This window comes from Streptomyces sp. NPDC002825, assembly GCF_040295385.1.
In the GTDB taxonomy this organism is placed as follows: domain Bacteria; phylum Actinomycetota; class Actinomycetes; order Streptomycetales; family Streptomycetaceae; genus Streptomyces.
This window is the reverse complement of sequence record NZ_JBEOVH010000021.1, coordinates 46,608-59,943: the sequence shown is the minus strand read 5'-3', so window position 1 is coordinate 59,943 and position 13,336 is coordinate 46,608. Positions and strand designations below refer to the sequence as shown.

Here is a 13,336-nt window from a genome sequence, read left to right as displayed (position 1 = left end):
TCCGCCCGGCGGCGTCAGACCGCCGCCGCGACCGTCTCGCGCAGGGGCCACGTGGAGTCGACGACCGCCTCCGCGTCGCCCTTGCGGCGCAGGAAGTCCTGGAAGTTCTCGGCCCAGGTCCGGTACCAGCCGATCTGCCGCTCGTGCAGCTCGGCCGGGTCCAGGGCGGCGACCTGGGGGTGCCGCTCGGCTATCGCGACGGCGACCCGGACGGCGGCGAGCGCGTCGGCCGCGGCCTGGTGGGCGGCTTCGAGCACCACGCCGTACTCCCCGCAGACCGCTTCCAGGGTCCGCTTGCCGCGCCGGTAGCGGTCGACGGCCCGGTCGATGGTGTACGGGTCGACGACCGGCCCGATGGCCGTCCCGCCGAGGCGCTCCTCCAGGGAGGGCAGGCCGTGGCGGCGCAGCTCGGCGGCGAGGAGCGTGAGGTCGAAGGAGGCGTTGTACGCGACGACCGGGACGCCGTCCTCCCAGTACGCGGCGAGGGTCCGCGCGATCTCGTCGGCGACCTCGCGGGCCGGGCGGCCCTCGGCCGCCGCGCGCTCGGTGCTGATGCCGTGGATCGCGGAGGCCTGCTCCGGGATGCGGATGCCCGGGTCGGCGAGCCAGTCCCGCCGCTGCCTGACCTGTCCGCCGCCGTCGACCTCGACGATCGAGGCCGTGACGATACGGGCCTCCAGCGGTTCCGTGCCGGTCGTCTCCAGGTCGAAGCCGACCAGCGTGTCGCCGTGCCAAGCCATCGGGTCCTCCTTACGTGATCTCCCCCGTGGTGCTGAACACCCTCGCACGCACCACTGACAACGCCTCCGGCTGCCCCCGTCGAGGAGTCAGGAGACGGGCCGGGAGTCGAGCCAGACCGACTCGAACTCCTCCCGGTATGTCTCGAAAAGTCCGTGATCTCCGTCACGGGCGGACTGCCCGTGCCGGACGACGTTCCGTCCGCCGCCGCGCAGGACGAGGACCGGGGCCTCCATGCCCCGGGCGCGGCGCAGATAGGACTGGACGACACCGACCCCGTCCGGCCCGTCGCCGTCGACGAGGTAGGCGGTGAAGCGGGGGGTCTCGTCGAAGACGTGGATCTGGAAGGCGCCCGGGTCGCGCAGCTTCGAGCGGACCCGGCGCATGTGCAGGATGTTCATCTCGACCGAGCGGCTCAGCTCGCCCTTCTTCAGGCCGAGTTCGCGCTCGCGCCGCTTCACGGCGCTGCTCGCCGGGTTGAGGAAGAGGAGCCGGGTCCGGCAGCCGGACTCGGCGAGCCGCACCATGCGGCGTCCGGAGAAGTTCTGCACGAGCAGGTTCAGGCCTATGCCGGTGGCGTCGAGGCGACGGGCCCCGCCGAAGAGGTCCTCGGCGGGCAGCTGCCGCTGGAGCCGGACCCGGTCGGGGTGGACGGAGACGACGTCCGCGTACCGGTCGCCGACGAGGTCCTCGACCGCGTCGACGGGCAGCCGGTCGGCGGACGGGACGCCGGCCCCGCCGCCCAGGATCTCCAGGATGCGCGCGGAGGCCCGCTCGGACTGGGCGAGGACGGTCAGCGAGAGCGCCCGGTTGCGGGAGACCACGTTGCGCGTGACCTCCAGCTCGTCCAGGGCGAGTTCGACCTCGCGCCGGTCATCGAAGTAGGGCTCGAAGCAGGGCCAGTGCTGCACCATCAGCTCGCGGAGCTGCGGCAGCGTGAGGAAGCTCAGCACGTTGTCGTCGGCCGGGTCGAGCAGGTAGCCCTTGCGCCGGGAGACCTCGCGGACGGCGACGGCCCGCTGGACCCATTCCTGGCCGGCGGGACCGGCCGCGGCCACCACCCACTCCTCGCCGTGCACCGGTTCGTACACGGGTCGCAGGACCGCGGCGACCACGGCCCTCAGCCGCTGCTCGACCAGGTTCAGCCAGATGTAGGCCCGGCCGGCGCGCTGGGCCCGGGTGCGGACCTCGCTCCAGGCCTCGGCGCCCCAGTCGAGCTCCGCCCCTATCTCCACGGGCCTGCCGACGGTGACCGTGCCGGGCGGCACGACCGTGCCCGGCGGCAGGACGACGCCCGGAGGGACGGCCGCGCCCGGTGGCGCGACCGCTCCGGGCGGCGCCTCTGCGGGTTCGGCGGGGCCCCCCTCGTGACCCGCGTCACCTGGGGGCAGCTCCAGACCTCCCGAGCTCACCCGCGCACCGCCTTCTGCTCCCGGACACCCGTTCCGGCGGACTGGATGACCATGTGACAACGATCAAGGAAGGGTACTCCGCGAGCGGGAGGCGGTGCAGCAGGATCGTCAGGCTGCTTCCTCAACTCCCCAGATCGGGCTGCCCGTTCTGGGAGGCGAGATCGGCCGGAGTGAGCGGATTCATAGCGGTTACGTCCCTGGGAGCGAGCTGGAAGCCCTGCCAGTGGACCGGCATCGGCTGCTGGTCCTCGTCCCGGGCTATGTGGTGGAACCCGATGTTGACCCACACGGACGGGTTGGTCAGCGTCTCGCCGTTGACCCACTTGTCCACGCTGTCACCGGCGCCCGCCGCGCAGTTGCCGATGTTGTTGCTCGCGAACTTCTCGCAGGCGCGGGACTGGGTGAAGTACACGTCGTGCTTGGTGAAGCCGCGGCCCGCGTGGGTGTCGGTGTGGCCGGGCACGAGCTCGTACGAGCGGGCGTGGCCGTCGGCGTTCTTGCCGGTGCCGCTGACCACCCGCCACCAGCGCATGTTCTTCGCGTCGCCGGCGAGTTCCTTGGTGACGGTGGTGCGCTTCGTCTTCACGGTCGGTCCGCCGCCGCCGGCCGGGGGCGCGGTGACGGTGGAGTCGAACTGCTCGATGCGGTCCTTGGTGGAGCCGTCGAGTCCGAAGTCGAGCTTCCAGAAGACGTTGTGGGCGTGGCTGGTGGCGTAGCCGCGGGCGCCCTTGCCGAGGGGCCAGCCGCGGCCGTCGGTGGCGTTGTAGTCGACGGGCGAGAGGCTGCCGGTGGCCCCGACGTTGGCGCCGATGGTGCCGTCGGCGGTGAAGCGCCACTCGGTGATGTACTCGTACCAGCCGACCTTGTTGACGGTGTAGACGAGCAGGTCCTTGGCCTGGGCCTGGTAGACCTTGGTGCCGCCGTCGCTGGCCATGCGGTACGCGTGCCCGCGCGCCCGCGTGGTGGTGCACAGGCCCTTGACGTCGCCGACCTCGGCCACCTTGACGGTGGTGAGGGTGCCGCCGGGGCATTCGGCCGGCTTCAGGTTCTGCAGGCCCCAGCCGAAGCCGGCGCCGGTGAGGTCGTCGTACTCGGCGCCGCCGTCGTCGTACGGCACGTGGATCTGGGCGAGCCGGGCGCTGTTGAGGACCTTGATGGGCGCGGCGGCGCCGGGCGGCTGGTAGGTGACGTGGTCGAGCGTGAGCCCGGCGTCGGTGTCGTAGCGCCAGCACATGCGCCAGGTGGTGCCGCCGTCGAGCTTCTGCGCGATGCGGTACGCGGCGGAGCAGTCGGGATTGGCCGGCGCCGGGCTCGTCGAGCCGGGCGGGGCGGTGGCGGCGGTGGCCACGGGTCCGGCGGCGGCCGTGGCGGTGCCGAGCAGGACGGCGGCGGTCAGGACGGCGCCCCGCTTGCGGGCGCGCGGAATGGTCCGGTGGGGCATGGGAACGTGCTCCCTCGTACGTGTCGTGAAGAGGCTGTGGAAGGCGCCGGGGCGGTGGTCAGCCGACCCGGGTGACGGTCCTCGCGGAGAGGTCGACGATCAGGTTCCGGGTGTCGATCCAGGCCCCGTCGAGGACCTTGGTGACGAGCCGGACGCACCGGTGCTCCCCGCAACGGGCGAGCTGTGCGGGCACCTTGGCCTCGCGGTAGGTGCGGTAGACGTCGCCGTTGAACCACAGCTGTGCGGTGGAGGTGAGCTCCTTGCCGGTGGCGTCCTTGTAGTCCTCCTTGACGCCCTTGCCGAGCGGGCTCGCGAGGATCAGCTCCAGGGCCTCGCGCAGCTCCTCGGGGTGGGCGGAGGGCTGGACGCCGCGCTGCGTGCCGGACTTCTCGACCTTGCCGGTGTCGAGGTTGACGGTCTTGGTGATGAGCTCGTCGCGCGCGTAGTCGTACTGGCGCACCTCGGCGCGGCGGGACGGGTCGCCCGGCACGGGGTCGGCGAGCCGGGTGCCGAGGCGCTGCGGGCCGCGGCCGCCGTCGACGTTCTGCTGGGCGGCGGCGGCCGGCGGGGTCTGCGCCAGGGCCTCGGCCCGTGCGAGCTCGTCGTCGGTGAGCGGGTCGCTGCCGACGCCCTTCTTCCCCTCGGCCGCGGCCGGGACCACGGTGGCCGGCGGCGGCGCGGTGCCCGGGGCCTGTGCCCCCGTCTCCCCCTGCTGGGAGGCGCTGCCCGAGCCGCCTCCCGCGGTCGTACCGGCCGCTCCCGCGATGCCGGTGGATCCCCCGGTGCCTGCGGCCCCGCTCGCTCCCGCCTGGCCGGGCAGGCTGATCGCGACGGCGACGGCGGTTCCCGTCACCGCCATGGCCGCTCCGGCCACCACCTTCCCCAGGTGGCGGCGCACTATTTCGTACACACTTCCCCCTCTTTCCCCCTCTTGGTCTTCGGTCACCCGGTAGGACGGGGCGAAGTCCTAGGTGGTTGCCCTTCTTTCGGGCAGGATCTGGCCGAAGAACACCCACAAAACCCGGACAGAAGAGGAAGAATCTATATCCATGCAGGTCTGGCCGGGACAGGCGTACCCCTTGGGCGCCACCTATGACGGAGCGGGAACCAACTTCGCGGTCTTCTCGGAGGCCGCCCACAGGATCGAGCTGTGTCTGCTGCACGACGACGGCTCGGAGACGGCGGTGGAGCTGCGCGAGACCGACGCGTTCGTGCGGCACGCCTATCTGCCGGGTGTGATGCCCGGCCAGCGGTACGGGTTCCGGGTGCACGGCCCGTACGCGCCGGAGCGGGGGCTGCGCTGCAATGCGGCGAAGCTGCTGCTCGACCCGTACGCGCGCGCGGTGTCGGGGCAGGTGAAGTGGGGCGAGGCGGTGTACGGCTACCCGTTCGGGCGGCCGGACGCGCGCAACGACCTCGACTCGGGCCCGCACACGATGACCTCGGTGGTCGTGAACCCGTACTTCGACTGGGGCGACGACCGGCGTCCGCGCACCGAGTACCACCACACGGTGATCTACGAGGCCCATGTGAAGGGCCTGACGATGCTGCATCCGGACCTTCCGGAGGAGCTGCGCGGGACGTACGCGGGGCTCGCGCACCCGTCGGTCATCGGCCATCTGAGGGAACTCGGTGTCACGGCCCTCGAACTGATGCCCGTTCACCAGTTCGTGAACGACCACCGTCTGGTGGACGCGGGGCTCGCCAACTACTGGGGCTACAACACGATCGGCTTCTTCGCCCCGCACAACGCCTACGCGTCCTGGGGCGACCGGGGCCAGCAGGTCCTGGAGTTCAAGTCGGCGGTCCGGGCGCTGCACCAGGCGGGCATCGAGGTCATCCTCGACGTGGTCTACAACCACACCGCCGAGGGCAACCACCTGGGCCCGACGCTCTCCTTCCGGGGCCTGGACAACCCCTCGTACTACCGGCTCTCGAACGATCCCCGGTACTACACGGACACCACCGGCACCGGGAACTCGCTGCTCATGCGCTCCCCGCACGTGCTCCAGCTGATCATGGACAGCCTGCGGTACTGGGTGACCGAGATGCACGTGGACGGTTTCCGCTTCGACCTGGCGGCCACCCTGGCCCGCCAGTTCCACGAGGTGGACCGGCTGTCCTCGTTCTTCGACCTGGTCCAGCAGGACCCGGTGGTGAGCCAGGTGAAGCTGATCGCCGAGCCGTGGGACGTCGGCGAGGGCGGCTACCAGGTGGGCAACTTCCCGCCGCTGTGGACCGAGTGGAACGGCAAGTACCGGGACTGCGTGCGGGACCTGTGGCGGGGCGAGCCCCGGACGCTCGCCGAGTTCGCCTCCCGGCTGACCGGCTCCTCCGACCTGTACCAGGACGACGGGCGGCGACCGCTGGCCTCGGTCAACTTCGTGACCTGCCACGACGGTTTCACCCTGCGGGACCTCGTCTCGTACAACGACAAGCACAACGAGGCGAACGGCGAGGGCAACCGGGACGGCGAGAACTACAACCGCTCCTGGAACTGCGGTGCGGAGGGCGAGACCGAGGACGTGGGGATCGCGGAGCTGCGCGCCCGCCAGATGCGCAACTTCCTCGCCACGCTGATGCTGTCGCAGGGCGTGCCGATGCTCAGCCACGGCGACGAGTTCGGGCGGACGCAGGGCGGCAACAACAACGCGTACTGCCAGGACAACGAGGTGTCCTGGGTGCGGTGGCCGAAGGAGAACAGCGAGGCGGAGGGCACGCTGCTGCGCTTCACGCGCGCGATGGTCCGGCTGCGACGGGACCATCCGGTCTTCCGGCGCCGCCGCTTCTTCCACGGCCGGCCGGTGGAGGGCACCCACGACGAGCTGACGGACATCGCCTGGTTCACGCCCGAGGGCGAGGAGATGACCTCCCGCGACTGGCAGGCGGCCAATGCCCAGGCGCTGACGGTCTTCCTCAACGGCAACGCCATCTCGGAGCCGGGCACGCAGGGCGAGCGGATCGCCGACGACTCCTTCCTGCTGATGTTCAACGCCTCGTCGAAGGAGCTGGAGTTCGCGGTCCCGGACAGTCACGGGCGCTGCTGGCGGATGGTCGTGGACACCTCCGACCCGGAGGGCATGCCGCCGCAGGAGGGCCCGGAGCTCGCGGGCGGCGAGCGGGTGACCCTCGCGCCGCTCAGCCTGACCGTTCTGCGCCGGCCGGCCTGAGCGCGCGTGCGGGGCCGTGACCCGCACGGACCAGGAGAGCACCGCGCAGGCCACGGCCGCCCCCACCGCCACCGCGAAGGCGGCGGAGGCGCCCCGGCCTTCGGCGAGCCGCCCGGAGAGGGGTGAGCCCGATCCGGGCGGGCACGGCGGCCATGGAGAGGCCTACGGCGGCGCTCATGACGCCCATCGCGGCGTAGACGAGGCCGGCCTGGGCGGGGGCGCCCAGCTCCTCGGTGAGGGCGGTGATCCCGGCCTGCGAGGCGCCGAACACGGCGCCCTGGAAGACCATCGTGCCGCGCAGGGCGTACGCGGATCCCGGCAGCCGCGTCCGTTCGGCGGCACCCTTACGGGTGGTCCTGACGGGCGCCGGGGCCTCGGCGTCGGCGCCCATGCCGGCGCCAGAGGCTTCCGCGCCTGGAGGTCACCGGCGGTGCAGCGAGCCCCTGGTGCGGGTCAAGGCGCGGAACGCGGAGGCGCCGCTGAGGGCGCGGTCCCGTGTGCCCACCCGTCCCGCCCTGCGGGACGCCTGCCCACACGGAGGGGTGGGCGGGGGCACCGCCGGGCCGGAGAGGGAGTCGCCCCCGCGAGCGCCCCGAGCACCACGAGCGGGCCGGTCGGGGCGTCGGCGAGGGCGGTGGGCAGCCGGCCGAGGAACGAGACGGCCGGCAGGGCCGGTCCGAGCAGGGACAGCGTGTCGCGATACATCCGGAGCCTCACGCGAACGTAACGCGATGCACTCGAACGGGTGCATGGGGCGATGACACAGAAGCCCTCCGACGGGGTACGTACGTTCGCATGACGCCCATTCCACCCACCTCGACCTACCGGCTGCAGCTCCAGCCGGAGTTCCCGTTCGCGGCCGCCGAGCGCGCCGTGCCGCACCTGGCCGGCCTCGGGGTCTCGCACCTCCACCTCTCCCCGGTCCTGGAGGCGGTGCCCGGCTCGACCCACGGCTACGACGTCACCGACCACCGGTCCGTACGGGCCGAACTGGGCGGCGAGGAGGGGCTGCGGGCCCTGGCGGCGACCGCGCGGGCGCACGGCCTCGGGCTCGTCGTGGACCTGGTGCCCAACCACATGGCGGCCTCCCCGCGCCACAACCACGCGCTGCGCTCCGTGCTCCGCGAGGGCCCGGACTCGCCGTACGCCCGCTGGTTCGACATCGACTGGCGGGCCGGGGACGGCCGGATGCTGCTCCCGGTGCTGCCCGCACGGCTCCCGGAGGTACGGGACCGGTTCCGGGTCTCGGACGGGTCCCTGCACCTGGACGGCCAGGAGTTCCCGCTCCGCGCGGGCACCGAGGGGATGCCGCTGGACGAGCTGCTCGACGCCCAGTGGTACCGGCTCGGCTGGTGGCGGCTCGCCCGCACCGAGCTCGGCTACCGCCGCTTCTTCACCGTCTCGGAGCTCATCGGGGTGCGGGTGGAGGACCCCGAGGTGTTCGCGGGGAGCCACGCGAAGATCGTGGAGCTGGTCGCCGACGGGGTGATCGAGGGGCTGCGGATCGACCACCCGGACGGACTCGCCGACCCGCAGGGCTATCTGGAGGACCTGGCGGCGGCGACCGGCGGGAACTGCTGGACGGTCGTCGAGAAGATCCTCACGGGCGCCGAGACCCTGCCCGCCGCCTGGCCGGTCGCGGGCACCACCGGGTACGACGCGCTGCGCCGGCTCGACGGCGTCTTCACCGACCCGGTGGGCGCCGACGAACTCGCCGACGTCTACCGGGAGTTCGTCGGGAAGGCCGGGGACAGGGGCGGCCGCTGGGAGGCGACCGAGCGCCGCGCCGCGTACGAGGTGGTCACCCATGACCTGGCGTCCGAGACGGCCGCGCTGACCCGGATCGCGGGGCGGATCTGCGCCGCCGACCCCGAGCTCCGGGACCACGCCCCCTGGGCGCTGCGCACCGCGATCCGGGAGCTCCTCGTCCGCGTCCCCGTCTACCGCCCCTACCGGACCGGCGGCGAGGAGGTGCTGACCCCGGAGGCGGCGCGCGGCGCGAAGGCCGCGTTCGCGGTGCCGGAGGAGGCGACGGCGGTCGACCTCGTCCGGGACCTGGCGCTCGGCGCGCTCGGGGACGGTCCCGAACACCGGGCGTTCCGGTCGCGGTTCGCGCAGACCTCGTCCGCGCTGCGGGCCAAGTCCGTGGAGGACACCGCCTTCTACCGGTACACGCCGCTGCTCTCGGCGAACGAGGTGGGCGGCGACGCGGGACGCCCGGCGGTACCGGTGGAGGAGTTCCACGCGTACTGCCTGCGGATCGCCCGCGACTGGCCGGCCACGGGCACGGTGCTCTCCACCCACGACACCAAGCGCAGCGCGGACGTCCGGGCCGGGATCGCGGTGCTGTCCCAGTGCCCGGAGGTGTGGGCGGAGCTCCTCGCAGAGGTCGCCGGAGTGCCCGCGCCCGACGCGCACGTGGCGTGGACGGCCTGGCAGACGGCCTTCGGCTTCGGTGCCCCGGACCCGGACCGGCTGACTCCCGCGATCCTCAAGTCCGTACGGGAGGCGGGGCTGCGGACCAGCTGGACCGAGCCCGACGAGGAGTACGAGCGGGCGGTGGCCGAGTTCGCGGCGGCCGGGCCCGGCCGGATCCCGCTCCGGGCGGCCTCGGAGGCGGCCTTCGCCCTGGAGCCGCACATCCGGGCGCACGCGCTGGGCGCCGCGCTCGCACAGCTGACGATGCCGGGGGTGCCGGAGCTGTACCAGAACACGGAGCGGGAGTACCGGGCGCTCGTCGACCCGGACAACCGGGCGCCGTTCACGGTCGGCGAGGACGACGAGCGTACGGCCCTGGTGCGGGCGGCGCTGGGGCTGCGGCGGGCGCACCCGGAGGCCTTCGGGCCGGGCGGCACGTACGTCCCGCTGACGGCGGAGGGCCCGGCCGCCGCGCACTGCCTGGCGTTCGCCCGCTCCGGCCGGGCGATCACGGCCGTGACCCGGCTCTCCCTGCGGCTCGCCCAGGCGGGCGGCTGGCAGGACACGGAGCTGGTGCTGCCCGAGGGCCGTTGGGTCGACGCGCTGGACGGCGTACGGGAGTTCACAGGAGGACCGGCGACGGAGGTCAAGCTCGCGGAGCTGTTCGCGGAGCGGCCGGTGGCGCTGCTGGCCCGGGCGGAGTGAGGAGTCGCGCCACGGCCATGACAAGCTGATGATCATGACCAAAGATCAGACCGGGCGGATCATCGGCGCCGCGTTCGGGCTCGTGTTCGTCCAGGCCAACGCGGGCAGCCTGCCGACGGCGGTCGCCACGCCTCTCCGCCTGCTGGCCCTGGCCGGCTTCCTCTGGGTGACCGTCTTCGGTCGACGCGGGAGCGGGGTGCCGACTGCGGCATCGGAGTCGGGCACGGCCACGGCCTCGTCGGGCGGACCCGGCACCCGGTTCGGCCGGGGCTACTGGTACGTGGTGGCGGCCGAGGCGCTCGGACTGGCGGCCGGGCTCATGGTGATCACCCGCGTGCTGCACGCACCCCAGGCCGCCGTGGGCTGGATCGCCTTCGTCGTCGGCGTGCACTTCTCCGGCCTGGCGGTCGCCTGGCGCAGGCCCGCGCTCCATGGGCTCGGAGCGTCGATCGCGGTCTGCGGCGCGGCGGGCCTGGTGCTCGCGGCCCTCGACGCCCCGGTCGCGGCGATCCGTGGCGTCGCCGGAATCCTCCCCGGGATCCTGCTGCTCGCCTCGGTGCTGCGGCCGGGCCGTTCGGACCCGGCCGCGGCCGAGGCACGCGTCAGGAGCGGGACACTCGGGTGACCTCGCACTTGGTGTACTCGGAGCCGTCGCCGGATCCGGGGTAGGAGGTGGAGAGTTCCTCGGTCTTGGAGGCGCCCGCCGCGACCGCGATGGCGGTCTCCGTCGCGCTCGCCGGGACGACGGTGGCGCCGGCGTCGCCCGTGAACTTCATCGTGACGGTGTAGTCGTAGTCGAGCACGCCGTCGTTCTTGATGGTGACCCGGCCGACGAGGTTCTTCGTCGCCGGGTCGTACTTGCACTCGTCGATGGTCACGTCGCGCAGGGCCTTGTTCGCGCTGCTCGAACCACCGGTCACGGAACCGCCCGTGCTGCTGCTCGACGAGCTGTCGTTGTCGCTGTGGCTGCTGCTGCCGCTGCTGTGACTGCCGGAGCTGCCGCCGCAGCTGCCGCCGTGGGAGCCGCGGGCACCGGTGAGGGCGACGACCGCGATGCCGAAGACAGCGATCGCACGGACATGACGCATCTTCATGTTTGAATCCCCGTTGAAAGTGGTAGAACGAACGCCCGTTGACGAGCGCACGTCACCCTAACAGCGGTCGGGGACCCCTCAGCCGCCCGGGCGGACGACGAGACTCCGGGGGGCCCGCGTGATGAGACCCGTGGGCGCGGGACGGAATCCGTCGGCGAGACGCAGCCGCGGCATGGCCGTGAACAGGGCCCGCAGAGCGTACTCCGCCTCGAATCCGGCGAGCAGGACCGCCGGGCAGAACCCCGGGCCGTACGTGAGCTGGCCCGGGTCGTCCCGGAACGGGTCGAAGCGGTCCGGCTCCCGGAAGCGCTCCGGGTCGCGGCCCGCCGAGCCGACGAGCAGCGCGACGGACGCGCCCGCCGGGACGACCCCGCCGCTCACCGGCACCTCGGCGACCGTGCGGCGCACGGCGATCTGCACGGGCGGGTCCCGGCGCAGCGACTCGGCCCAGGCGCGGGCGACGAGACCGGCGGGCGCGTCACGGAGGGCGGCGACGAGGTCGGGGTCCACGAGGACGTTGCCGAGGAAGGAGGCGAGCGCCTTCTCCCGTACGGCGATCTGGCCTCCGCACTCCCCCGCCAGCGCGCCGGCCGCGCGGCCGCGGACGAGCCGCATCATGTCGCGGTAGGGCACGCCGACGGCTGCGGCGACGGTGCCGGCGGGCAGCCAGTGGCAGAAGTCGGCGACGAGGTCGGCTCGCGGCCGCTCGGCGATCCGGCGGGCCAGGACGTAGGCGGTGCGCTCGGTGACCGCGCGCAGGGCCTCGACGTCGACGTCGACGTGGGCCCGCGCGCAGGGCGGGTCGCCGGGCCGGTGCCCGTGCGTGAAGCGCGCGTCGGTGAGGGCGGCGGCCACGTCCGCGTACCGGCTGAGGACCCAGGCCCGCAGCAGCGGGTCGTAGGTGAGCGGGAACTCCTCGCGCAGGGTCCGGTGGATCCCGTGCGGGTCCCAGGAGGCGCCGGGGTCGAGGGGACTGGGCGCGACGGTCCGCCCACCGGGCGGCACGGCCTCGCCGACGGCCGGGTCGACGAGGGTACGCACGTGCCCGGGGAGGGGGGCAGGTCGGGAGGCACGGGCGGGGGCCCCGGTCGCGGGGGGCGCGGGCACGGATCCGCGGGACGTGGTCACCTCGGAGGCGGCCGCTACGGAGCCGCCGGACCCGGCCGTCCCGGAGGAAGCGGCGGCCACGGAGCCGCCGGACCCGGCCGTCCCGGAGGAGGCGGCGGCCACGGAACCGCCGGACCCCCTCGGCGAGGCGGTCTCAGCCCCCGGTTCAGCCGGCTCGGCCGGTATCGCCGGTGTCATCGACGGCAGGCGGGTCCAGCGGTCCTCCGGGTCCTCCGGTCGCTCGTTCCCTGTGCCCCGGTTCGGCTCGCGGTTCGGCGCGTCGCTCATCTCGCCCCCTGTCGATCGGCGGTCGGTGCCGCGGCCGGCGATCGTGGCCCGCGTCTGCCCAGCCCATCACCGCGCGGGCCCCACCGCCCGCCGCGTACCGCCGAACGGGTGAAGATCGCCGGGAGGGGAGCAGCTCAGTCGACCGACAGCCGGAACGACATCTGGCCGAAGCCGACGACGTCCCCGGCGCGCACCACGACCGCACCGGTGACCCGCCGCCCGTTGACGGTGGTGCCGTTCGTCGAGCCGAGGTCGCGGAGCACCCACAGCCCGCCCTGCAGCGAGAGTTCGGCGTGCAGCCGGGACGCCGTCTCGTGGCTGAGCCGCAGCCCGTTGACCGGGTCGCGCCCGATCCGCAGCGGGTGCGGGCCCGGGAGCGGCAGGAGCAGCTTCGGCAGCCGCTCGGCGCTCCAGGCGCGCCCGATCCGCGCGGTGAACGCGGACATCCGCTCGACCGCGCCGACCACCCGGCGGGTCCAGGTGCCCTCGGTCCGCAGGTCGGCGGTGAGCAGGGCGAGTTCGTCGGGCCGGCGGGCCTGGAGCGCCCGCTCCATCCGGAAGAGGAACGTGTCGTGCGAGAGGCGGCCCTGGGCGGCGCCCTCACGGAGCAGCACCAGCGCGCGGTCCCGCTCGGCGTCGGTCAGCCGAGGGGTGTTCGCCGGAAGCTCGAAAGGGGTCGTCACACCCGAGATTGTCGGTCCGTCGGCCCCGACGTGTCCAGAAGGGCCCCGGGCCTGGGGAAACTCCGTACCGGTCGCGGGGAGACGACTGTTACGGTCTGCCGTCCTCACAGCAGAGATCCCCAGGGAGTAACCCACACGTGACCCCGTCCACCTCGCCCTCCTCGTCCACGGACGACCAGCACGACCCGCAGGACCCGCACGACACGCACGACTCCACGCCGCCGCCCTCTCCCTCCGCCGTCCCCGGCCTCCTCGTCCGTCCGCTCACCGGCCCCGAGGA

The 13,336-nt window shown here is 73.5% G+C and carries 11 protein-coding genes; 3 read left to right on the top strand and 8 right to left on the bottom strand.

The genetic code is table 11. The annotated features are described in order from the left end of the window. Positions 1–14 precede the first annotated feature (14 nt). From ABT041_RS24825 to ABT041_RS24810, 4 genes are all read right to left on the bottom strand, one after another. A complete protein-coding gene (locus tag ABT041_RS24825; protein ID WP_351187927.1) occupies positions 15–740 on the bottom strand; it encodes a 3'-5' exonuclease in 726 nt (241 codons plus the stop codon). An 87-nt stretch (positions 741–827) separates the two neighbouring features. After that, positions 828–2,150, bottom strand: a complete 1,323-nt coding sequence (locus tag ABT041_RS24820; RefSeq protein ID WP_351187925.1) for a DUF5919 domain-containing protein — start codon at positions 2,148–2,150, stop codon at positions 828–830. Between the two features lie 121 nt (positions 2,151–2,271). Further along, positions 2,272–3,591 carry a copper amine oxidase gene (locus ABT041_RS24815; RefSeq protein ID WP_351187923.1) on the bottom strand — a complete coding sequence of 440 codons (1,320 nt, stop codon included), beginning with the start codon at positions 3,589–3,591 and terminating at the stop codon, positions 2,272–2,274. Between the two features lie 58 nt (positions 3,592–3,649). Next, complete coding sequence (locus ABT041_RS24810; protein WP_351187921.1) at positions 3,650–4,501, bottom strand: Tat pathway signal sequence domain protein; 852 nt, start codon at positions 4,499–4,501, stop codon at positions 3,650–3,652. 139 nt (positions 4,502–4,640) lie between these two features. Here ABT041_RS24810 and glgX point away from each other — a divergent pair, with 139 nt between their 5' ends. Then, on the top strand, positions 4,641–6,761 hold the full coding sequence (gene glgX / locus ABT041_RS24805) for a glycogen debranching protein GlgX (RefSeq protein WP_351187919.1): 2,121 nt from the start codon (positions 4,641–4,643) through the stop codon (positions 6,759–6,761). On the opposite strand, the gene ABT041_RS24800 is transcribed toward glgX, so the two are convergent. Next, positions 6,730–7,152: a hypothetical protein gene (locus ABT041_RS24800; protein ID WP_351187917.1), complete on the bottom strand. Its 423-nt coding sequence runs from the start codon at positions 7,150–7,152 to the stop codon at positions 6,730–6,732. The genes glgX and ABT041_RS24800 overlap by 32 nt on opposite strands. Before the next feature lie 413 nt (positions 7,153–7,565). On the opposite strand from ABT041_RS24800, the gene treY reads away from it, so the two are divergent. Beyond that, positions 7,566–9,884, top strand: coding sequence for a malto-oligosyltrehalose synthase (gene treY / locus ABT041_RS24795; protein WP_351188063.1), 2,319 nt, complete (start codon positions 7,566–7,568; stop codon positions 9,882–9,884). Between the two features lie 34 nt (positions 9,885–9,918). Further along, positions 9,919–10,509, top strand: coding sequence for a hypothetical protein (locus tag ABT041_RS24790; protein WP_351187915.1), 591 nt, complete (start codon positions 9,919–9,921; stop codon positions 10,507–10,509). Here ABT041_RS24790 and ABT041_RS24785 read toward each other — a convergent pair. The 3 genes from ABT041_RS24785 to ABT041_RS24775 all read right to left on the bottom strand — a co-directional run bounded on the left by ABT041_RS24785 (position 10,487) and on the right by ABT041_RS24775 (position 13,056). Continuing rightward, positions 10,487–10,978, bottom strand: coding sequence for a hypothetical protein (locus ABT041_RS24785; protein ID WP_351187913.1), 492 nt, complete (start codon positions 10,976–10,978; stop codon positions 10,487–10,489). The two genes, ABT041_RS24790 and ABT041_RS24785, sit on opposite strands and share 23 nt — an antisense overlap. A 78-nt stretch (positions 10,979–11,056) precedes the next feature. Then, positions 11,057–12,019: a cytochrome P450 gene (locus ABT041_RS24780; protein WP_351187911.1), complete on the bottom strand. Its 963-nt coding sequence runs from the start codon at positions 12,017–12,019 to the stop codon at positions 11,057–11,059. Positions 12,020–12,507: 488 nt separating this feature from the next. Further along, positions 12,508–13,056: an FHA domain-containing protein gene (locus tag ABT041_RS24775; RefSeq protein WP_351187909.1), complete on the bottom strand. Its 549-nt coding sequence runs from the start codon at positions 13,054–13,056 to the stop codon at positions 12,508–12,510. Between the last annotated feature and the right edge of the window lie 280 nt (positions 13,057–13,336).